The organism is Weissella confusa, assembly GCF_004766315.1.
GTDB lineage: Bacteria > Bacillota > Bacilli > Lactobacillales > Lactobacillaceae > Weissella > Weissella confusa_A.
This window is the reverse complement of sequence record NZ_PVSN01000069.1, coordinates 1-22,437: the sequence shown is the minus strand read 5'-3', so window position 1 is coordinate 22,437 and position 22,437 is coordinate 1. Positions and strand designations below refer to the sequence as shown.

Annotated in this window: 21 protein-coding genes and 1 tRNA gene; 18 read left to right on the top strand and 4 right to left on the bottom strand. The window is 44.7% G+C overall.

The genetic code is table 11. The features are described from left to right. Positions 1-3 precede the first annotated feature (3 nt). Complete coding sequence (locus C6P11_RS09240; protein WP_135520548.1) at positions 4-333, bottom strand: ArsR/SmtB family transcription factor; 330 nt, start codon at positions 331-333, stop codon at positions 4-6. Between the two features lie 277 nt (positions 334-610). On the opposite strand from C6P11_RS09240, the gene C6P11_RS09235 reads away from it, so the two are divergent. The 9 genes from C6P11_RS09235 to C6P11_RS09195 all read left to right on the top strand — a co-directional run bounded on the left by C6P11_RS09235 (position 611) and on the right by C6P11_RS09195 (position 13,619). After that, entirely contained in the window at positions 611-1,096 is a 486-nt protein-coding gene (locus tag C6P11_RS09235) for a hypothetical protein (protein WP_245299861.1), read from the top strand. Positions 1,097-1,143: 47 nt separating this feature from the next. After that, positions 1,144-2,550, top strand: coding sequence for an FAD-dependent oxidoreductase (locus C6P11_RS09230; protein ID WP_135520546.1), 1,407 nt, complete (start codon positions 1,144-1,146; stop codon positions 2,548-2,550). Between the two features lie 306 nt (positions 2,551-2,856). Further along, complete coding sequence (locus tag C6P11_RS09225) at positions 2,857-3,960, top strand: BMP family lipoprotein (protein WP_135520544.1); 1,104 nt, start codon at positions 2,857-2,859, stop codon at positions 3,958-3,960. Positions 3,961-4,269: 309 nt separating this feature from the next. Further along, positions 4,270-5,373: a BMP family lipoprotein gene (locus C6P11_RS09220; protein ID WP_135520542.1), complete on the top strand. Its 1,104-nt coding sequence runs from the start codon at positions 4,270-4,272 to the stop codon at positions 5,371-5,373. A gap of 367 nt (positions 5,374-5,740) precedes the next feature. Beyond that, positions 5,741-6,817, top strand: a complete 1,077-nt coding sequence (locus C6P11_RS09215) for a BMP family lipoprotein (protein WP_135520540.1) — start codon at positions 5,741-5,743, stop codon at positions 6,815-6,817. A gap of 222 nt (positions 6,818-7,039) precedes the next feature. Next, positions 7,040-8,590 (top strand): ABC transporter ATP-binding protein, encoded by a 1,551-nt coding sequence (locus C6P11_RS09210; protein WP_135520538.1) that lies wholly within the window; start codon positions 7,040-7,042, stop codon positions 8,588-8,590. A gap of 4 nt (positions 8,591-8,594) precedes the next feature. Then, on the top strand, positions 8,595-9,719 hold the full coding sequence (locus tag C6P11_RS09205) for an ABC transporter permease (protein WP_135520536.1): 1,125 nt from the start codon (positions 8,595-8,597) through the stop codon (positions 9,717-9,719). Positions 9,720-9,721: 2 nt separating this feature from the next. Continuing rightward, complete coding sequence (locus tag C6P11_RS09200; protein WP_135520534.1) at positions 9,722-10,678, top strand: ABC transporter permease; 957 nt, start codon at positions 9,722-9,724, stop codon at positions 10,676-10,678. Between the two features lie 214 nt (positions 10,679-10,892). Continuing rightward, on the top strand, positions 10,893-13,619 hold the full coding sequence (locus tag C6P11_RS09195) for a YhgE/Pip domain-containing protein (RefSeq protein WP_167849563.1): 2,727 nt from the start codon (positions 10,893-10,895) through the stop codon (positions 13,617-13,619). Positions 13,620-13,688: 69 nt separating this feature from the next. On the opposite strand, the gene C6P11_RS09190 is transcribed toward C6P11_RS09195, so the two are convergent. Further along, a complete protein-coding gene (locus C6P11_RS09190; RefSeq protein ID WP_135520530.1) occupies positions 13,689-15,053 on the bottom strand; it encodes a UDP-N-acetylmuramoyl-tripeptide--D-alanyl-D-alanine ligase in 1,365 nt (454 codons plus the stop codon). Positions 15,054-15,203: 150 nt separating this feature from the next. Here C6P11_RS09190 and C6P11_RS09185 point away from each other — a divergent pair, with 150 nt between their 5' ends. The 4 genes from C6P11_RS09185 to proC all read left to right on the top strand — a co-directional run bounded on the left by C6P11_RS09185 (position 15,204) and on the right by proC (position 18,547). Then, complete coding sequence (locus C6P11_RS09185; protein ID WP_135520528.1) at positions 15,204-16,193, top strand: rod shape-determining protein; 990 nt, start codon at positions 15,204-15,206, stop codon at positions 16,191-16,193. Positions 16,194-16,195: 2 nt separating this feature from the next. Next, on the top strand, positions 16,196-16,405 hold the full coding sequence (locus C6P11_RS09180) for a DUF2969 family protein (RefSeq protein WP_003607770.1): 210 nt from the start codon (positions 16,196-16,198) through the stop codon (positions 16,403-16,405). Between the two features lie 19 nt (positions 16,406-16,424). After that, positions 16,425-17,621, top strand: coding sequence for an FtsW/RodA/SpoVE family cell cycle protein (locus tag C6P11_RS09175; RefSeq protein WP_135520526.1), 1,197 nt, complete (start codon positions 16,425-16,427; stop codon positions 17,619-17,621). 134 nt (positions 17,622-17,755) lie between these two features. Next, complete coding sequence (gene proC, locus C6P11_RS09170; protein ID WP_135520524.1) at positions 17,756-18,547, top strand: pyrroline-5-carboxylate reductase; 792 nt, start codon at positions 17,756-17,758, stop codon at positions 18,545-18,547. Between the two features lie 36 nt (positions 18,548-18,583). Here proC and C6P11_RS09165 read toward each other — a convergent pair whose 3' ends face one another. Then, the gene (locus tag C6P11_RS09165) at positions 18,584-18,832 is read right to left on the bottom strand and encodes a hypothetical protein (RefSeq protein ID WP_135520522.1); all 249 of its coding nucleotides are present in this window, start codon (positions 18,830-18,832) and stop codon (positions 18,584-18,586) included. A 142-nt stretch (positions 18,833-18,974) separates the two neighbouring features. Here C6P11_RS09165 and C6P11_RS09160 point away from each other — a divergent pair. The 4 genes from C6P11_RS09160 to C6P11_RS09145 all read left to right on the top strand — a co-directional run bounded on the left by C6P11_RS09160 (position 18,975) and on the right by C6P11_RS09145 (position 21,357). Further along, positions 18,975-19,046 (top strand) — tRNA-Glu (locus tag C6P11_RS09160). A 113-nt stretch (positions 19,047-19,159) separates the two neighbouring features. After that, positions 19,160-19,963, top strand: a complete 804-nt coding sequence (locus C6P11_RS09155; RefSeq protein ID WP_135520520.1) for an HAD hydrolase family protein — start codon at positions 19,160-19,162, stop codon at positions 19,961-19,963. A gap of 66 nt (positions 19,964-20,029) precedes the next feature. Continuing rightward, positions 20,030-20,509 (top strand): methylated-DNA--[protein]-cysteine S-methyltransferase, encoded by a 480-nt coding sequence (locus C6P11_RS09150; RefSeq protein WP_135520518.1) that lies wholly within the window; start codon positions 20,030-20,032, stop codon positions 20,507-20,509. 38 nt (positions 20,510-20,547) lie between these two features. Continuing rightward, entirely contained in the window at positions 20,548-21,357 is an 810-nt protein-coding gene (locus C6P11_RS09145) for an HAD hydrolase family protein (RefSeq protein ID WP_135520516.1), read from the top strand. 8 nt (positions 21,358-21,365) lie between these two features. Here the strand turns inward: C6P11_RS09145 and C6P11_RS09140 are convergent, their stop codons facing one another. After that, positions 21,366-22,013 carry a TetR/AcrR family transcriptional regulator gene (locus C6P11_RS09140; protein ID WP_135520514.1) on the bottom strand — a complete coding sequence of 216 codons (648 nt, stop codon included), beginning with the start codon at positions 22,011-22,013 and terminating at the stop codon, positions 21,366-21,368. A 281-nt stretch (positions 22,014-22,294) separates the two neighbouring features. Between C6P11_RS09140 and C6P11_RS09135 the strand changes: the two genes are divergently transcribed. After that, positions 22,295-22,437, top strand: a 143-nt coding sequence (locus C6P11_RS09135) for a helix-turn-helix domain-containing protein (protein WP_135518151.1), incomplete at its 3' end; no start/stop codon positions are given.

Below are 22,437 nucleotides of genomic sequence, written 5' to 3'. Positions count from 1 at the left end.
TTTTTAGATGCCACCGTGCTCACGATGTAATCGGACGTGGTTTGCGTGCTCTAGCAAATCATTAAGCAATTCCATCATGTGCGGATCGGTAAGGGCGTATGCAATTTGGCGACCTGAGCGCGTGGCAGAAATCATCTGGTATTCACGTAACTCAGACAGTTGGTGAGAAACGCGAGATTGTTCTGCATGCAACGCGTTCATAATCTCTGTGACGGTAGCTGCACCATTCTCTTGTAGCAGGCAAAGAATCTGCAAACGTAGGTCGTTTGCTAGAAGCTTGGCAATCTTTAATGCTTCTTGTTCTTGGACAAGGATTTCTTCTGATAATTCCATACTATTATTTTAGCGTACTTTGTCGTATTATAGTGAAGCGTATTTTTTGTAAGAGAAAGCGGGCTTTTTCGTGGTTTTTTAATTTTAATCGGGATATACTAGTCCCCGTAAGGTTAATTTTTTAGAGAACAGGATATTGAGTCATATGGATAAGGACGACAAGCTCGTTTTATTGGAACATTTGCGACAATTAAACGACACGTTAACCCGTTTATCATCCCGTCGACGTCGACTTCGTGCTGAGCGAGGTGTCCGATTAGGACAGCTCAAAAATACGATGACGTTTATCCTCTCGTTTGTACTAACTGCACTAGCAGCAGTTCTTGCATTCTTTGGATTACCAATCTTGCCGATTGATAAGATTATCATTTATGTTGGTGCTACGGCATTGGCCTTTTTTATAACTTTGTACTTATTGATTTATTATTCAGTTTTGAATCGTGATTTGTTCTCGAAGCATAAGTGGGTGCAGAAGCGCTTGCAACCGATGGATACACAAATCAAGCGTATGGATATGGAAATCAGATCATTGCTATCCGCACCATTTTTGGATGAGGTTGCTTTGGATGCAAAGTTTGTTGATAAGAACTTGTTGGCGGATGCCCGTGAAATGGTGATGACTGAACCAGAAATTACATGGGTTGAGATTGAACGACGTTTGAATACAGAAATGATGTTGAAGCGCACTCGTTGCCAATCATTGTTTGCATCTGAATGGTACCGTGTTTTTGGGGCATCTTTCCCTGAAAAACTACGTGCCTAAACGCGTTAATTGTGGTTTAAAAAATAGATACTAATAGGGTAGTTAATATGAAGATTGTGGTTATCGGTGGTGCACACGCAGGATTGTCTGCAGTGAATGCATTCCGCCATGTTAATAAAGATGATGAAATCGTCATTCTAGAAAAGAACTTACGCGACCGTCCATTTATTTCAGCTGGTATTAAGCTAGCATTGAATGGTAAGGTAAGTAGCGCTGAACAAGTTAACTTCGAGCACTTCGAGGGTCAACCAAATACGACATACCGTGCCGGTGTTTTGGTTGAGCGTATTGATGCGACAAAGAAGCGTGTCTACGCACGTCGTATCGAAGACGGCTCAATGATCGAAGAAAGCTTCGATAAGTTGGTATACGCATTGGGTTCATCAGCTCGTGTGCCTTCATTCGTCGGGGCTGATTTGGATCGTATTGTGTTTGTTAAGGACGAACAAGACGCGCAAGATATCAACAAGTTCGCCAAGGGCTTCCGTAAGCGCGCTTTGGTTTACGGTGGTGGACCAGTTTCAACTGAATTGGCCGCTGCGTTGGTTCACGCTGGTGTTCACGTGACGTTTGTGACGCGTTCAGAGCGTTTGATGACACGTTACTTTGACCAAACTGTGCAAGAAGATCTTGAAAAGACATTGACTGACAACAAGGTGGTTTTGCGCAAGCACCAAGAAGTTGTTTCAGTTGAAAACCAAGGTAAGAAGATTGAAGTTAACTTCAATAACGGCACTTCAGAAGTCTTTGACTTTATGTCTATCGCATCTGGTTTGCAACCAAACACAATGTTGTTGGCTGGCCAAGTTGATATGCGTGATAATGGTGCCATCGTGGTTAATAGTCAAATGCAATCATCAAACCCAGACATTTATGCGGTTGGTGATTCAGCAGTTGTTGATGGCAAGTTTGACCAATACTTCCCATTGATGTCAGCGGCGCTTAAGATGGGACGTGTTGCAGGTTACGCACTAGCTGGTGTGAAGGTAGAAATTCAACCAATCTTGCGTACAATCGGATTCTCAGTGTTTGATCGTTTCTTCTATAAGACAGGTTTAACAGTGACAGCTGCTAAGGAACGTGTCGGCGATACAATCGAACGTTTGGACATCCACACGCCAGCAACGATTCATGCTTTGGGTGAGAAGTCAGATATTTTGGCATCCCTTATTTATGATTACGAAACGGGTATTGTTTACGGTGCCCAAATTGCAACGAATGCACCGGCAGCCGCTGAAGTTATTACGACGCTTTCACACGCCGTTTCATCAGGATTGACGGTTGATCAATTGGCATTCTTGGACACGTACTTTGAGTCTGAGATTAATTTGCCATACTCAGTTGCTAACCGTTTGGGTGAAATGGGTATTATCGCGGAGTACCAACGTCATCACGGCCAAGAAGTAACTAAGAAGGTTACTGACGGGGATGACGAACTTAACGGCTTTCAATAATAAGTAAAAAAGACAGCATCTTCGGATGCTGTCTTTTTTGTACTTTCATAACGTAACGTTAGTTTGAAAATGTTGCGTATTATTAAAAGCGAAAATAATAATAAAGTTCGTAATTATTAAACGAATTCAGCAATGACAAGTTTTTCTGATGAGTTAACGTTCTTTATTACGAATTTACCCTGATGTGTGCACTTGATTTTTGTTAGCGAAGTGCGTAATATAGTCTGAGTAAATACGGGGAACGTAACGATTTGTTACGTTTTTAGAGATATATACAACAGAATGTTATTTTGGGAGGACGTTGAAATGGTATCACGTCGATTGTTGTTAGTTGGTGGTGTTGTGGCAGTTGCGGTCGTTGGGGGCGCTGCATATGCCATGTCAGGAAATGATGCTGGTCACGCAAAGAAGAATTACACGGTCGCAATCGTGACTGACGTTGGTGGTGTTGATGATAAGTCATTCAACCAATCAGCTTGGGAAGGTCTTGAAAAGTGGGGGAAGTCACACAAGTTAACTAAGGGTGTGAATGGCTATAATTACTTCCAATCAAAGACGCAAGCCGATTATGCAACGAACTTCCAACAAGCTGTGACGGCTAAGTACAGTATGGTAGCTGGTATTGGCTACTCACTTCACGAGGCTACCGTTAATGCGGCGAAGAAGAATCCGAAGACGGACTTTGTGTTGGTGGATGATATTGACACGAAGAAGACGAAGAATGTGGCATCAGTGATGTTCCGTTCAGAACAATCATCATATTTGGCAGGAGTTGCTGCTGCGACAAAGGCTAAGAATTTGGGTTCAGATACAGTTGGTTTCGTTGGTGGTATGCACGGTAATATTGTCGACGCTTTTGAAGCTGGATATGTTGCCGGTGTGCAATCGGTAGATAAGAACATTAAGGTTGATGTGCAATACGCTGACTCATTTACTGATGCATCTAAGGGGCAGACAATCACGAATGCTATGATTGCTAAGGGCGAGAAGGTGATTTTCCAAGCAGCCGGTGCCGTTGGTAACGGTGTCTTCACATCAGCCAAGGATACCAATCAACAACTAGTTGCTGATTCAAAGGATAAGGTCTGGGTGATCGGTGTCGACATGGATCAATCAGATATGGGTGCTTACACATCAAAGGATGGTAAAAAGTCTAACTTCACGTTAACTTCTTCAATCACGGGTGTTGGACGTGGACTTGAATTGGTTGCTAATAAGGCGATCCAGGGTGATTTCCCTGGTGGTAAGACAGTTGCTTATGGTTTGAAGGAAGGCGGTGTTGCAACGCCAACTAAGAACATGACTAGCGATGAAAAGGCAGCGGTTGAAAAGGCTAAGGATGATATCGTTTCAGGTAAAATCAAAGTGCCTAACCACCCAGCGGGATCAAAATTTAATCAACAATTTTAAATAATGGTGAGTGAAATGGCCGAGTTTTTTTGAAAAAGCTTGGCCATTTATTATGTTCGCCATTTTGCGAGGGGACAACCTAATCAATTGAATAAAACGGGCTTTTTGCTGACGTTCGAGTTAAAATTCGGATTTATGTTCGTAAATAACCTGTTTTTTAATTTATAATACGTAAGTCGATGGCGAATATCGAGCTAAACACGAAAAATATAGGTTGATTTATCTAGTTAAAGTTCGTATTATGTATCAAGTGTTTTTACGACGGTTGGTCGTAAAACAGATGATTTAAATTTGAGGGGTAATATAAACATGGTCTCACGTCGATTGAAGATTGCGGGTGGTATCGCCATTGTCGCAGTTGCTGGAATTGCAGCTTTTTTTGTTATTGGTAACAAGAGTGATGATGCAAAGAAGAACTTTACGGTAGCAATGGTTACTGACGTTGGTGGTGTCGATGACAAGTCATTTAACCAATCTGCCTGGGAAGGTGTTCAAAAGTGGGGGAAGTCACACGATCTTGAGAAGGGTCAAAATGGCTACAACTATTTCCAATCAGATACGCAAGCTGACTTTGCGCCGAACTTCCAACAAGCGATTAATGGTAAGTATAATTTGGTAGCTGGTATTGGTTACGCATTGCATGATGCAACAATTAACGCAGCTAAGAAGAATCCGAAGACGGAATTCGTGTTGGTTGACGATGTTGATACGAAGAAGACGAAGAATGTTGTCTCATTGATGTTCCGTTCAGAGCAATCATCATATTTGGCTGGTGTTGCCGCCGCAACGAAGACGAAGGATCTTGGTGGTTCATCTGTTGGGTTCATTGGTGGAATGCACGGTAACATTATTGACGCCTTTGAAGCTGGTTATACAGCTGGTGTGAAGTCAGTTGATCCAAATATGAACGTTGATGTGCAATATGCGGATTCATTTACGGACGCCGCTAAGGGTCAGACAATCGCCAAGGCGATGATGGCTAAGGGCGAGAAGGTGATTTTTCAAGCGGCTGGTACTGTTGGTAACGGTGTCTTTACTGCTGCAAAGGACAACAACCAAACGTTGACGGCTGATTCAAAGGATAAGGTTTGGGTCATCGGTGTTGATATGGACCAATCAGACATGGGTGCATATAAGGACAAGGACGGTAAAAAGTCTAACTTCACGTTAACGTCATCAATTACCGGCGTTGGTCGTGGACTTGAGCTGGTTGCTAACAAGGCCATGAAGGGTAACTTCCCAGGTGGGACGGTTGTTGCATATGGCTTGAAGGAAGGTGGCGTTGCAGCGCCTACTAAGTACATGTCAGCTGATGAAAAGGCTGCTGTTGCGAAGGCAAAGAAGGCCATTATCGCTGGTGATATCAAGGTGCCTAACCACCCTGAAGGATCTGAGTTTGATCAAAACTTCTAATATTAAAGACGAAAGGACCGAGTTAACTCGGTCCTTTTATTTTGTAACTATTTTGTAAAGAAAAAAGCGTGACGAAAATAGGGAGTTTAACCAAGTTATCAAAACCAAGTAAAACGTTTTCACCAAAAACAATGTGAATAAATTTGTTGTTTTCGTTCGTGTTTCGGCGTATAAAGCGCCGTGAAATTGGTTAAACGTTTAACAAAAAACAGGTTAAACGAACGAAATTCACACTTTCTTCATTGTTTTTATTAAGCGAACCTTATATACTAGTCAAGGCAAGTCAGGTTAACAAGAAAAACATTTGTTAACTAGACATAGGAATTACTAGGAACAGTACAAATCGTACTTTTGGAGGAAATGAGACATGGTTTCACGTCGTAACTTGATTATCGGTGGTGTTGTGGTTGTCGTTGCAGCCGGTGTTGGTATCGCAGCAATGAACAATAACAATTCAGATTCAAAGAAGAACTTTTCAGTCGCAATGGTGACTGACGTTGGTGGTGTTGACGATAAGTCATTTAACGAGTCTGCTTGGAACGGTGTTAGCGAGTGGGGTAAGTCACACAACCTTCAAAAGGGTAAGAACGGTTACGACTACTTTGCTTCAAAGACTAACGCTGACTTCGCAACGAACTTCCAACAAGGTGTATCAGCTGGATACAACATGTTGATCGGTGTTGGTTACGCAACAAACGACGCGTTGGTTGCATCAGCTAAGCAAAACCCAAAGACGGACTACGTTTTGATTGATGATGTTGCTAAGAAGCAATACAAGAACGTTGCGTCATTGACTTACAAGCAACAAGAAGCATCATACTTGGCTGGTGTTGCCGCAGCAACGAAGGCTAAGGAGTTGGGTGACTCAAAGGTTGGTTTCATCGGTGGTATGAACTCAGTTGTTATCCAATCATTTGAAGCTGGATACATTGCGGGTGTTAAGTCAGTTGATCCTAACATGACGGTTGATGCACAATTCGTTGAGTCATTTACGGATACGGCAAAGGCTAAGACGATTGCCAGCGCTATCTACACGTCAGGTGCACACGTTATCTTCCAAGCTGCTGGACCTGCCGGAAACGCTGTGTTCACGGCTGCTAAGGACATCAACACGGACCTAGACTTTGGATCAAAGGATAAGGCTTGGGTTATCGGTGTTGACATGGACCAAAACGACCAAGGTAACTACAAGACTAAGGATGGCAAGTCAGACAACTTCACGTTGACGTCAGCTATCAAGGAAATCGCTAGCTCAATCGTTAAGGTTGCTAACCAATCAATGAAGGGTGAATTCCCTGGTGGTAAGACGGTGGTTTACGGTTTGAAGGATGGTGGTGTTGCTATCACTAAGAAGAACTTGGATGCCGAAGAAAAGGCAGCTGTCGAGAAGGCTGAAGAAGCTATCAAGTCAGGCGAAGTTACTGTACCAAGCACAATGAAGTAAAACTTTTAAAAAACGAACTAAAACAGGAACTTTCGAAAGAAAGTTCCTGTTTTTCTTTTTACAACCATTAACTTATCTCGAAATAGTATTACAGGCATGTTAATAGACGAATAATAGCCTCTCAAATAGTGGATAATTTAGTAAAAAATAGGTAAAATAAACATATTGTTTCACAAATAAGAAACCTTTGTGAATGAAGAAAGCTTCTAGGGAGAAATGACTATGGCAGAAGAGCCAATTGTGCTTGAAATGCGCGACATTGTGAAGCAATTTGGGGAGTTCCGTGCGAACGACCATATTAATTTGCAAGTCAAGCGCGGGCAAATTCACGCGTTGTTGGGAGAAAACGGTGCCGGAAAATCAACGTTGATGAATCAATTGTCTGGCTTGTTGCAACCAACAGCTGGAGATATCTTGATCAACGGTGAAAAGGTAATTGTTGATAGCCCATCAAAGGCTGCAGAGTTGGGTATCGGAATGGTGCACCAACACTTTATGTTGATTGATGCATTTACAGTTACAGAAAACATCATCTTGGGTTCAGAGCCTGTTAATGGGGTGAAGTTGGATACGAAGACGGCAGCAGCTGATATCAAGAAGTTGTCAGAACAATATGGTTTGGATGTTGATCCAAGTGCATTGGCTGGAGACATCTCAGTTGGTATGCAACAACGTGTAGAAATTTTGAAGACGTTGTACCGTGGTGCTGACATCTTGATTTTCGACGAGCCAACGGCCGTATTGACGCCACAAGAAATCGACGAATTGATGACGATTTTGAAGGGCTTGGCTGCAGAAGGTAAGTCAGTCATCTTGATTACGCACAAGCTTGACGAAATCAAGGCAGTTGCTGATCAAGTGACGGTTATCCGTCGCGGACAATCAATTGATTCATTCCCAGTTGCGGGTGTGTCATCACAAGAATTGGCTGACATCATGGTTGGTCGTTCAGTTTCACTATTCTCTACCGAAAAGGAGCCTGCTCACCCAACTGACACAGTTTTGTCTGTGTCGGATTTGACGGTTAAGGACGCTCGCGGTGTTGAGGTTGTGAAGAACTTGAGCCTTGATTTCCGTGCTGGTGAAGTCGTGGGTATTGCCGGAATCGACGGTAATGGTCAATCGGAATTCATCTCAGCATTGACTGGTTTGATGCCAACTGCATCAGGTAAGGTCACGTTGAAGGGCAAGGACATCACGAACAAGAAGCCACGTCAAATTACTGAATCAGGTGTTGGTCACATTCCTGAAGACCGTCACCGCTTTGGTTTGGAATTGGATATGACGTTGGCCGAGAATATTGCTTTGCAAACTTACTACAAGGCCCCAATGTCAAAGGCTGGCGTATTGGACTACGAGCAAATTAACTCACATGCCCGTGAATTGATTGAGAAGTTCGACGTTCGTACAGTTAACGAATTGGTACCGGCAAGTGCTTTGTCTGGTGGTAACCAACAAAAGGCGATTATTGCCCGTGAGTTGGACCGAGATGCCGACTTTGTGATTGCCGCACAACCAACGCGTGGATTGGACGTTGGTGCAATTGAATACATTCACCAACAATTGATTAATCAACGTGACGAAGGCAAGGCTGTTATGTTGGTAAGTTTCGAATTGGATGAAATTTTGAACGTCGCTGACCGTATTGCCGTTATCTCACACGGTGAGATTACTGGTGTCGTTAATGCAAACGAGACGTCAAAGAACGAGCTTGGTTTGTTGATGGCCGGTATGTCATTGGCAGAAGCGCGTGCGCAATTAGCGGGGGAGTAGACTGGTGAATAAGATTAATTCATACGGCACAGGTCTCGTAGCAGGCTTGGCTGTCTTCTTTGGATTGATGGTCGGTGCGATCATCATGTTGGTATCAGGATTTAACCCTGTTACTGGTTACATTAGCTTGGTGCAATCAGCATTGGGCTCATCATTGAACATTGGTGAAGTTCTTCGTTCAATGACGCCGTTGATTTTGACGGCTGCTGGATTCTTGGTTGCCCAATCAGCTGGCTTCTTCAACATCGGACTTGCTGGTCAAGTTTGGGTTGGATGGATTGCGTCAACGTGGTTTGTCTTGGTTAACCAATCAATGACGCCATGGTTGTCAATTCCATTGGCTGTTATCATCGGAGCACTTGCGGGTGCGTTGATGGGTGCTTTGCCTGGTTGGTTGCGTGCCCAATTCGGTGCGTCAGAAGTTATCACGACAATCATGTTGAACTACATCGCTTTGTATGGTGGAAATGCCTTTGTGCAAGGCTTGCCAAAGAAGTTGATGGCGACAACTGATATGACGAACACGTTGCACGCCAGCGATTCATTGCGCTGGGACTTCTTGTCAAACTTGACAGGTGGTTCACGTTTGAACATTGGATTTATCATCGCCGTTGTTGCGTTGGTAGCCGTTTGGTTTATCATGAAGCGCACAACGCTTGGTTTTGAAATTCGTGCGGTTGGGTTGAACCCAGACGCAGCCCGTTATGCTGGTATGTCAGCAAAGCGTACGGCTGTTACGGCCATGACGATTTCAGGTTTGTTGGCTGGTTTGGCTGGTGCAACAGAAGGTTTGGGAACGTACCTAAACATCTTCTCTCAAACAGCTGCACCACAAGTTGGTTACGATGGTATGGCCGTTGCTTTGCTGGCATCAGGATCATTCCTTGGAATCTTCTTTGCCGCTTTGTTGTTCTCAATTTTGTCAGTTGGTGGTTTGGGAATGCCTTTGGCCTCAGGTGTGCCAACTGAATTGGTTTCTGTTGTAACGGCTTCAATTATCTTCTTTATTGGTGCTAACTACTTGATTCGTTTGATCTTGGTTAAGATTGACGAAGACGATGCGAAGCAAAAAGCCAAGAAGATGAAGGGACCTAAGGAACCTGAGAAGAAAGTAGAGGAGGCAGAGTAATCATGAGTTTGGAAACGATCTTGCAATTGGTGATTTCAAGTACGTTGGTTTACTCAGCGCCTTTGATTTTCACTGCATTGGGTGGTACGTTCTCAGAACGTGCCGGTGTTGTTAACGTTGGATTGGAAGGAACCATGATTATGGGAGCCTTCGCCGGTGTTGTCTTTAACTTGACGTTCGCTGGTCAATTTGGTGGTTTTACACCATGGCTTGGTTTGTTAGCCGGAGCGGTCATTGGGTTGATTTTCTCATTGTTGCACGCTGTGGCGACTGTGACGTTGCGTGCCGATCACATTGTGTCAGGTACGGTTATGAACTTGATGGCGCCAGCTTTGGGTGTTTACTTGATTAAGTTGATGTACGGTAAGGGTCAAACGTCAATGATTGCTGAAAACTTTGGTTACTGGAACGTACCAGTGTTGTCAAAGATTCCAGTTATTGGAACAATCTTCTTTACGAAGACGTCTTCAACGGCGTGGGTCGCAATCATTATCGCCTTTGTTGCATCATGGGTTTTGTTCAAGACACGCTTCGGATTGCGTTTGCGTTCTGTTGGTGAAAACCCACAAGCCGCTGATACGTTGGGATTGAATGTTTACGCCCTACGTTACACGGGTGTTTTGATTTCTGGTGTGCTTGGTGGAATTGGTGGTGCGTTGTTCGCACAATCAATCGCCGGTAACTTCTCAGCATCAACGATTGTTGGACAAGGATTCATGTCAATGGCCGCAATGATCTTCGGTCGTTGGAATCCAGTTGGTGCCATGGCAGCAGCGTTGTTCTTTGGTTTCTCACAATCAATGGCCATCGTTGGGGCACAATTGCCAGTTTTGAACCAAGTGCCATCAGTTTACCTACAAGTCGCACCTTACGTCTTTACGGTGCTAATCTTGGTTGTGTTCTTTGCTAAGTCAAAGGCACCAGCCGCTGATGGTGTGAACTACATCAAGTCAGTTTAATATTATTGTTAATGACAATAAGCGTCCGAACGGTAAAGTTCGGACGCTTATTTTTTGCTTACTATTCCCAAGTTGAACAAAGCATGCTATAGTGTTCATTTGTTAACGTCCTTACTTATTTGTTAACACTATGCAATTATTAACTACTGTTAACTAATTTTGCCCGATGATAAGGGCCATTGGGTGTTTCGAGTTTAGGAGGAGAATAACGGTAATGTTATTCGATAAGATGAGTAGCAAGACACGCTACATGACGATTGCTGGGTTGGCAGTCGTTGTGCCAGTTGGTGTTGCTTTTGGTTTGTTCCAACTGTTGGATGCGACGCAAGCCGGTGGACCGTCTTCATTGAAAGTGACGGTTGTTAATGCGGATCAACCGGTGAAGCATAATGGTGCGAAGCCGGCGGTTGGGCAACAAGTTGTTGATAAGCTACGCCATAATGATAGCGTTGCTTGGGAATTTATGTCTGCCCAACAAGCTAAGCGTGCGCTAGCTGACGGTGATACATTGATGACGGTGACGCTACCTAAGGACTTTTCGGCCAACACGTTAACGGCGCTTAGTGCGCAACCGAAGACGTCCAACATCAAGTATGAAGTGTCAAAGCACACGAATTACATTGGTGGTATTTTGGCCGATACAGTTACGGGACAGCTGAAGTCACAAGTGACTGCCGAAATCCAAAAGACCTACAACAAAGAATTGCTAGGGTCGATTAAGCAATTGTCAGCCGGTACCGCCAAGGCGGCTGCTGGGACAAAGCAATTGAATGATGGCATGGGCCAACTGGCTTCCGGGTCTGGTGAAGTTAATCGTAATTTGCACACACTAGCTAGTGGTTTGGGAGAAATCCAAACTGGTGCAAACGCATTACCGGCTGGTGTTGCACAATTACAAGACGGGTCAAATCAATTGGCGACCGGAGCTGAGACACTCTCAAATGGTATTAACCAAGCTTCTGCTGGTATTGCGCAGTTGAATGACGGTGGTAACCAATTGCGTAGTGGCGTTGGTGCTTTGCCAACAGCGACGCAACAACTGGCAGGCGGTTCAAACCAAGTTGCAATGGGGTTGAATCAATTGGCTTCCAATACACCAGCACTTGTTGCCGGGGCTAAGGCGGCCAATGATGGTGTTGTGGCCTTGGCAGATGGTGCAAAAAGTCTCACCGCTGGGGCCACACAAGTTGCATCAGGCAATCAACAACTAGCAGCTGGTGCACAGCAACTATCAACGCAACTTTCAGCCGGTTTGACAGCCATCAAGCAAGGGCAAGCAACGAATGCAGCTGACTTGCAAAAGTTGACAGCCGGTTTGAACCAATTAAACAGCGGCTTGGGCCAAATTGCGGAAGAGACGAAAGGGCTTAGCCTTGGTGATGCTGGTAAGAACGACATCGCGACGAACATGGCTAACCTGAAAACGGATTTGACCACAGTTGGTGCTGGGGCAGAGTCTTTCAAAGAGTTGATGGCGGATCCACAATTTCAAACGTTCTTGAATGACAGCCATAATGCTAAGTTCAAAGGCAAGTACATGACAGCGTTGCAACAAGTAGGCGCCGTGACGGATGCAGGGGCACAAGCACAACAAATTGGGGATGCACTAACACCATTAGTGCCGTTGTTACCAAAGTTGGCAGCACTATTGCCAGCGTTGCAACAAATGGAAACAAACGGTCAATTGGCCACATCTGGCGCATTGCAAGCAATTGATAAGTTCTCAACACAAGTAGACCAAATTGCGACGCAACTTGATGGGGCTGTTGCGGGAGCTAATCGATTGGCAACGTCAGCCCAACAATTGTCAGCCGGTGCGATACAAGTGCAAACTGGGTTGGTTACTTTATCTGGCGGACAACAACAATTGGCCGCAAAGATGCCGTCATTGTATACGGGCTTGGGACAGGCCAATGCCGCGGTTGCCCAACTCGCTACTGGTGCCGGTCAAATTGCGACTGGTAATCAACAATTGGCTAATCAGACGCCAATCCTTGTTAGTGGGGTTGGACAATTGTCAGATGGCCTAAATCAATTGCGGGCTAATACACCGGCACTTTCAAATGGTGCCCAACAATTAGCGGGCGGTGCTGGGCAACTGTCAGATGGTGTGAACACATTGGCTGGCAAGGTACCAACGTTGCTCGATGCATTGAATACAGCTGGGACGGGTGCCCAACAATTAGCGACCGGGGATGACCAACTGAACGATGGTGTTAAGACTGCTACGACAGGAACTAAGACGTTGAACGATGCGTTGCAAGCTGGTGTGAAGCAGCTACAACCAATTCATCTTGGTGAGAAGACAATCAATCACTTTGTGAGCCCAGTTGCTTCAAAGCAAGTTGATCGTCAATTAACAGTTGCCGATTACAAGGCAGTTTTCGGCCCAGCATTATCGGCCTTTGCATTGTTTATTGGTGCGTTGTTAATTCAGATGAATGAGCGCCGTCGTCGTATGACTGCTGATGTATCTGCGATTGCTAGTTTGCGCACGTTGTTTATTTTGCCGGTATTGCAAGCTGTCTTGATGACGGGGGTTATCGCGATCTTCAAGATTGATGCTAACTTGTTCGCGACATTCTTATTTACGTTCATCGTTGCGACGGCATTCATGCTCGTAACGCTACTGTTGGATGTTTTGTTTGGCACAGTTGGATTGCTGATTTCAGTTATTGTGGCCATGGCGCAAATTGTTTTGTCAGGCCAGATTGTACCGAGCGAATTCTTGAATGCGACATTAGCAACGATTGCTAAGTTTCTTCCGACGACGTATGCAGCTCAAGGTTATGACGCTTTAATTAATCACACACCATATATGAGTGTGTGGGCGGCGACAATCGCATTGGTTGTTTTTGGAATTGTCGGTGGTGTAGTTGCGTTGTGGGGGATGAAGCACTCATTCCCAGTGATGTTGCAACCACAACCTGAAGTTGAGTAAGTATTCGGTTAAAAAGAAAAGGACTATCGCGATTGGTGCGATAGTCCTTTTTGTATATGACAAGCGATATTAAATTAAAGCGGCTACCACGTTCTCAAGGTGAATACCGTGAGAACCCTTAAGCATGATGATATCATCGGCAGTTAATTCAGACTTCAGATCATCAATCAGCGTTGGCAAGTTATCTTTAGCGTAACGAACCACAGCCCCTGCTGGGTAGTTAACAGTCAGTGCCTCTTCAAGACTGGCCATGATATCTCCAACTAGGTAAACGCGTTGGATAGCTGATGGTTCAAGGCTATCAGCTAGGCTAGCGTGCAAAGCTGGGCCGGCTTCGCCAAGCTCCAACATATCACCAAGTACGGCAATACGACGACCTTGGGTTGGGGCCTCGGCGAAGAAGTGCAACACTTCCTTAGCAGCGGTTGGATTTGAGTTGTAGACATCAGACAAAATCTTGCCACCAAATTGGCCATCTAACCATTCGGTACGGTTTTCAGTGATTGGTGCGTTAGCCAAGGCCTCACGGATTTTGCCATATGCAATTCCCAATGCGCGACCAACTGAAATGGTAGCTAGCGCATTCGAAACGTTGTAACGACCGGTTAGTGGAATGCGGAAGGTTTCATCCGTTTGATTCGTTTGGAAAGTTGCTTCGACCGGGTTCATTTCAATGGTTGAAGCGAACAAATCATTTTCAGGTGCAAGTCCGAATGTGGCTGTTTGGAGGTTTTCGTGTTGTGTGGCGCGTTCACGAAGTAATGGCTCGTCACCGTTGTAGACAAACAACCCATTAGGCTTCAAACCGTTGATAATTTCCATTTTGCCATCTGCAATTCGGTCACGAGTCTTGAAGAATTCGATGTGGGCTTCGCCAATCATCGTTAGAACAGCGATGTCTGGGTTAACCAATTCTGATAGAAGCGTCAAATCTCCAGGACGATCCATACCGAATTCGACAACTAACAATTCAGTATCCTCAGCCATTGAAAGGATGGTTGTTGGTACACCGATTTCGTTGTTGAAGTTTGCTGGTGTCTTAACAGTCTTGAACGTGCTGGCACCAATGGCAGCGATAAAGTCTTTCGTTGTTGTCTTTCCGTTTGAACCTGAAATGGCAACAATCTTTGGGGCGACCTTCTTTAGGTAGTAAGCGGCTAGCTTTTGGAAGGCGTCCAACGTATCTGGCACAATGATTGCGGGGATATCCGTTGGCACATTACCGTGGTCTGCTTGCCACAGAGTTGCGGTTGCACCGTTTGCGATGGCGCTAGCGATATAATCGTGGCCGTCGTTCTCAGCGACCAAGGGGATGAACAAGCTGCCTGCAGTAGCTTTGCGAGAATCGAATGTTGTACTTGTTACCGTGACATCAGCATCGTTTGAAACGCTGGCGTTTAGGGCCGTAACCATTTCTTTAAGGGTTAATTTCATTTTGAATATCGTCCTTTTATTGTCTTTCTATCTATTTTACCCTGATGTAGAAACTGAGGGCAAATGACGTCGGTTTTTGTTGTATACTATTATAGATACGTAAAAGAATATAAACGAGCTTGCTCGGTAAAAATTTAAGAGGTGAAAATCATGGCCAAGGAAATCGGCATTGATTTGGGAACGGCTAACGTTCTGATTTATGTTGAAGGAAAAGGTATAGTCTTGAACGAGCCATCAGTCGTTGCAATCGATACCAAGACGGATAAGGTTTTGGCAGTTGGTACCGAAGCCTACCAAATGGTTGGCCGCACGCCTGGTAACATTCGTGCCGTTCGTCCTTTGAAGGATGGGGTTATCTCAGACTTTGATATTACGGAAGCAATGTTGTCATACTTCATGGCTAAGTTGAATGCCAAGGGTGTGATGTCACGACCAAACATCATGGTGTGCGCACCAACAAACATCACGGAAATTGAGCGTAAGGCCATTATTGGTGCTGCTGAAAAGTCTGGTGGCGGTAAGGTGTACCTTGAGTACGAGCCAAAGGTTGCAGCCATCGGTGCCGGTTTGGATATCTTCTCACCAATCGCTTCAATGGTTATCGACATGGGTGGTGGAACGTCAGATATCGCCGTTTTGTCATTAGGTGATATTGTGGCTTCAGAATCAATCCGTGTTGCCGGTGATAAGATGAACGCTGACATTGCTGGTTACGTTAAGCGTGAGCATGGTTTGCAAATTGGTGAGCGTACAGCTGAACAAATCAAGATTAAGATTGGTACAGCAACGCCATTGGAAGAGCCAGAAGAGATGGAAGTGCGTGGACGTGATAACTTCACTGGAATGCCTCGCACGATCACGTTGAACGCTAACGAAGTCGAGTCAGCAATGCACGACACGTTGGCCCAAATCGTGAATGCAGCGCACCAAGTTTTGTCAGTGATCCAACCAGAATTGGCAGCTGACATTATCGATCGCGGTGTTGTTTTGACCGGTGGTGGTGCGTTGCTACGCGGAATGGACAAGTTGATTTCAGGACACCTTGGTGTACCTGTTATGATTTCAGAAAGCCCATTGGACAATGTTGCCGTTGGAGCTGGTAAGTTGCTAGAACACATGCACGGAGTACAAGGAAAGTAATTATGTCACGTAATAATAAGCCTGTTTCAGTTGAAATTAATGATTTGGGAGATAACCTTTCAGAAGTGAAGGTAAACAAGGTTCGTTTGGGTACGATTGATGAGTCTACGTCACCTTTGACGGTGCGTTTTGCTGACAATCGTACGGTTACGGCCAAGTCATTTGATGACGCGATGGAATTGTTGATTGCAGAGTTTAACTTGCATCACTAATCAGTAAAGAGGTTAAAACATGATCAAACGCTTTTTCTCAAGCGAAGGTGGTGTGATTGATTGGTCAATCATCTTCGTTGTGATGATGCTTGCGTTGATTGGTTTAGCATCATTATATGTTGCGGGAGTACACGATACTGTCGGTGTTAATGTTTGGCGTATGGTGATTATGCAAGGTGCCTACTATGTCGTTGGTATTATTGCGGTCATGGTTATCATGAGATTTGATTCAGAACAACTTTGGCGAGTGGCCCCTTACATTTTTGGCTTGGGTGTCTTCTTGATGATTGCAGTTTTGATCTTTTACTCACGTGCTTACTACGCCAACACTGGTGGAAAGTCATGGTTTGCAATTGGACCACTGACGTTCCAACCTTCCGAAGTTATGAAGCCAGCATTCATTATTATGTTGGCACGTGTGATTTCACAGCACAATTTGGAAAACCCAGAACACACTTGGGATTCTGATAAGTTCTTGTTGTTGAAGATTATTGCTTGGACAGCGCCAATTGTCGTGCTTGTTTTGGCACAACACGACTTTGGAACAACTTTGGTGTTCGTGGCGATTGTTTTTGGCATGACGCTGGTCTCTGGCTTGAGTTGGTCGATTTTAGGGCCAATTGTTGGTGCAGCTGCAGTCTTGGGAACAACGACCATTTTGTTTGTTACCCAAACATGGGGACACCACATTCTGGAAAAGGTTGGATTTGAAGCTTATCAATTTGCCCGTGTGGACGCTTGGATGAATCCTTCAGGGGATACGTCTAATAGTGGTTACCAGTTGTGGCAAGCGATGAAGGCAATTGGATCCGGTGGTATTACCGGAACTGGTTTCAACGTTTCGCACGTTGCGGTACCGGTTCGTGAATCCGACATGGTTTTCTCAGTTATTGGTGAAAATTTCGGTTTCGTTGGTAGTGTCTTGCTACTGGTTCTTTACTTCTTGTTGATTTATCAAATCTTCCAAGTTGTTAATGATACGTCAAATCAATTCTATGCATACATTGCATCTGGTGTGGTAATGATGTTGTTGTTCCACATTTTTGAAAATATTGGTATGAATATCGGATTGGTGCCATTGACAGGTATCCCGTTGCCATTTATTTCGCAAGGTGGTTCTGCCTTGGTCGGAAATATGTTGGGTATCGGTTTGATTATGTCGATGCGCTATCACAATAAAGCATTCTCATTATCTGAACGTCAAGGGTTCTCATAGTGAGCGAAGGTCTCGAATTAGTTCGAGGCCTTTTTATTTTGCGTGGCAAACAAAAACAAAACGGTGGGTCGCTTCTTATATTATCTAGGTATGATATGATTAGGTCATTACAAACGATATGAACGAGGTGTGAGATGTTAACAATTGGATTTATCGGTGCTGGTAATATGGCTAAAGCGATGATGCAAGGCTGGCAAGGAAACGCCGAAATTCGCCAAGTGCTTTTTTCACCACATTCAGGTGAAAAAGTTGCGGCTGAACTAGGGCTAGAGGCTAAGCAATCTGCTTTGGATGTTTGGGCTGAGTCTGACATGGTTGTTTTGGCGATGCCACCTGCACAATTGGCTGATGTCGCTAAGGAACTACAACTTGGGTTAATGATGAAGCCGGGTGTTATTGTGGCGTCAGTTCTTGGCGGTGTGTCATTGGCACAATTGCATGATGCGTTGGGACCAAACGTTTTAATTGCGCGTACTTTGCCAAATGTGAATGTTGCGCTTAAGTATGGTTATACAGCTTTGGCGTTTGATGACACGATGGATGCTGATGTCAAGGGGGCTATTGCTGCTTTGTTCTTGGACTTTGGTCGCACAGATGAATTGCCTGAAGAACAATTTGGGGCTGTTAGTGCCTTGGCTGGTTCTGGTCCAGCGTTTGTCGCAGCGTTTGCTGAGGCGATGATTCAAGCTGGTGTGCAAGCTGGTATTGAACCAGAGACAGCAGAACGTTTGGCACAACAAACGGTTATTGGGACAGCTCGCCACATGGAAGAGTTCAAAAAGGATCCAATGACGTTGGCGCATGAAGTCATGACGCCGGGTGGTTCAACGGCTGCTGGCTGGCAAGTGCTGGAAGATGGTCATCTTAATCAATTGGTGGCTGATACAATTAATGCCACAATGAAGAAGAATGCTGAATTCGAATAACTAAAGCAAAAGGACGACCGATGTTGGTCGTCCTTTTTACTTAAACTTTGTTTTTAAATAGCGGGTACCTAAAATACCAATAATCAATATCGCTAGGGTCAAATAATTTTGCCATGTGTTTTGGCTAACTGCCTCGACGAATGCGAATGTATGACCAGTAAAATGATGATAAATACTGTTGATAATTGCTGCGAAGAAACGCAACAACGCTACGATAACCCCGATGGCTGTTAACGTTTCGAAAAAGATCAACCACTTTGGGTGGGCAAGTTGTTTGTCCGTCATCTTAATATCCTCTAAGCGTATTATACCGTATGGCAGAAGGGAGGCAAAAGAAAGTTTACGAGTTTTAAAATTAGGGGTTGCATTGGTCAATTTATTCTGGTAATATTAATTCTGTTGTTGAGACAGGTTGTTAAAACATCATGGCCCATTGGTCAAGCGGTTAAGACTCCGGTTTTTCACACCGGCATCCAGGGTTCGACTCCCTGATGGGCTATACGCGAAAGGCGATTGCGAAAGCAATCGCCTTTTTTGTTCCTTTTAGACATCTACAAAGGCGACCGATTTGATACACTTATTACTGACATAAGGAAAGTGGAGGCGGTTATCATGACACGCTTGTTTGTAACGGATTTGGACCAAACATTTTTGCACGAGGATAAAACCTTCGATGCAGAACGATTTGCTAAGATTTTGGATCAACTCGACGAAAAAGGTGACCAGTTTGCGATTGCAACCGGTCGCGAAGCTAAGTGGGTACGTAGCAAGTTTGGCGCATTAGCTGACCGCGTCCACTTGGTAACAAATAACGGTGCTGCATGGCATGTTCGTGGCACTGCGGAAACAGACTTGCGTACGCTTGATTCATCTACATTGGCTGAACTAGAAAGTATCTTGGCCGATGTTTCACCAAAAGATGGTATTATCGCTTTCTCTGAAGATAGCATGTACCGTTTATCTGGTTATGGTGAGTTACGACCAGACTTGCAAGACTACATGACGCATGTGTATGGCACGATTCACTTGGTTGATCACTTAACGGATATTCCACAACCTTTGGCTAGCGTGACAGCTATTTTTGATGTGCCAAGTTCAAACGAAGCTATTCGCCGTATTAATGCATCGGGGATGCCATTGCACCCAACGACGTCTGGTTATGGGGCGGTTGATATCTTGGCTGAAGGCGTGAACAAGGCGACAAGTTTGTCAGCGCTAATTAACAAGTTAGCGCTTGAACCAAAGCAATTGACTGTCTTTGGCGACGGCATGAACGATTTGGAAATGATGGAATTGGCTGGGCAAGTTTATGTGATGCCAAATGCTGATGAGCGTCTGTTCAATCGTGGATTCGGCATGGCTGACTTGGACAACGAACATGATGGTGTGTTGGCTAAGTTGGAAGAAATTATCTAAGAAATTTGGTAAGCTACTCGTAAACAAGAATGCGAGTAGCTTTTTTCATTTGAAAGAGATAATGATATGCAATATGAAACGTACGACTTTTTGAATGGGCAGTTGACCATCTTTTATTTGGAGGCGGGGATGACGTTCGTGTCATTGGCCGGTGATCCCGTGGCTGACTATCAGGCCAGGTTTGGTAAAACGCAAATCGCACCCAGTGAGGAGCAACGCTATGCGACGGTGGTGGCTGATTATTTAGCTGGTCGCGTGGTTGATTTCACACCTGATTGGCAGGGGCGAGGAACAGCGTTACAGCATGAAGTTTGGAGCGCCTTAGCAGAGACTAATTTTGGTGAGACGCTGACGTATGCGGCGTTAGCGAATCGGATTGGTCGTCCAAACGCCGTACGTGCCGTTACATCAGCAGTTGGTAAAAATCCATTGTTGGTATTTGTCGGCTGCCATCGTGTTGTTCGAAGCGATGGGACACTAGGACAGTATCGAGCTGGTCAGAATTGGAAACAAAGGGTGATAGATTTCGAACGTAATCTTCAATAAATAGGATTAAGCTAGATAATACGAAGTGAGGTGGCATAATGGCAAAATTTGTGGCGACAGACTTAGATGGGACGTTTTTAAACGATAAAAAACAGTACAATCGTGATTTATTTGCGCAGGTTATCAACGTTTATGCGGCACAGGGTGGTCAATTTATTGTGGCCAGTGGTCGTGATTTGCGCCACGTGCAGATGTTGTTCGGTGGCTTCTTGGATAAGGTCAACATTGTGGCTGATAACGGTGCAACGTTGCTATCTGCTGATCAACAGTTATCAGACCGCTTGACGATGACGTCTGAACAGCCAGCGGATTTGCAGGACCAAATTGATCTGATGCCAGGTAAGCCACATGGTGGGGTGATGATTTTTAGCCCGGATGAACTGCTGGTTGTGCGTGGCTATGGGCAACTGCCACCGGCATTTGTGGCAATGATGGCTGAATTATATGGCCGACCACGTGAAGTGACGTCACTACGCGAAGTTGATGTTCCAGTTGTTAAAGTGACGGTCTTTTGGACGTTAGCTGAAAGTGAAACGTTTGTTGACCAAGTTAAGCAGAGCGGTATCGATGTTCACGCTACGACACCTGGTAACGGGGTCGTGGACGTGATGGCAACTGGCGTCAATAAGGCGGTGAGTTTGGAACGGATGTTGGCACATTTGGGTGGTGAACCGAATGAATTAATGGCCTTTGGTGACGGCATGAATGACCAAGAAATGTTGTCATTAGCTGGTCACCCGGTGATTATGCCGAACGCTGATAAGCGCCTATTTGAGTATGAGTATGCTGTGGCAGTTGCAGACAACAATCATGATGGTGTGTTGCGAACTATCGCAAAAAAGGGATGAGCAGTTGCTCATCCCTTTTGTTGTTTACGGATTTCGTTTAATTGGTCGCGGTGGGCAGCGTCAACTGAACCCATCAAGCCAAAGAAGAAAAGTTCTTCTAGCTGCGCGTCTAATTCTCGGCGAGTGAGGCCACTGCCGGATGCCAAACTGGCTTGAACATTTGGGTAAGTCACAAACATATCAATGTACACGCGAATGGCCGTTGTGCTAACGTTGGTGTTGAAGAAACCTTCATCACGACCTTGCTCAATGATTGCTTCGAAAAATTCGTCGCGACGGGATTCAGCAACTGCCCGGACAGCTGAATCGTCTTTCTCGAGCAGTTGCATCATTTCATCCCCAAACGTCGTTGCAATTTCTTGCTGTTTTTGTTGAGACAGCGTGGCGAAGGCTTTGATTTTTTCAATGAAACGTAAATCAGTTTGGTGGGTAATTGCCATAATCTGATCGAACAACGCATTTAGTTGTTCGGCAGCGATTGTCCCAATCAACGTTTCTTTGCTGTCGAAGTACTTGTAAAAGGTGACCACAGACACGCCGGCTTCGGCAGCAATTGTTTTTAAATCAGTGTTATGGATACCGTGTTGTTGGAATAGACGTGTGGCGACGTCGATGAGTTGTCGCCTGGTGAGCGCCTTTTTTTCTTCACGATTCATGATAGGCCACCTTTCTGTGAGTTGTTGTAGAATTACTATAACACAAAAAGTTTAATCGAAGACGATTTGATTAAACTTTTCTTGACGTCGTTTAAATACGGCGGTACACTTAGTTACAATAATTATGACAAAAAGCGTAGAGAGCCGGAGGAGAGACAATGGCATTTTTAGAGTCTTGAATTTACAATTCAAGTGCAACACTAAGCTAAATAAAAACTGACTCATAATGAACCAGCGTAAAATGTAGTTTGTCTAGAACATACAGAACGCGAGGAAACATTATGAGTCATTATCATCAGCTTACCGCATTTGATCGCGGACGTATAGAAGTTTTACTCAGAGAAGGGTTGTCAATGCGTAGCATTGCAAAAGAAATTGGTAGAAGTGCTTCGACAATCTCTCGTGAGATTGCCCGCTGTGTTGG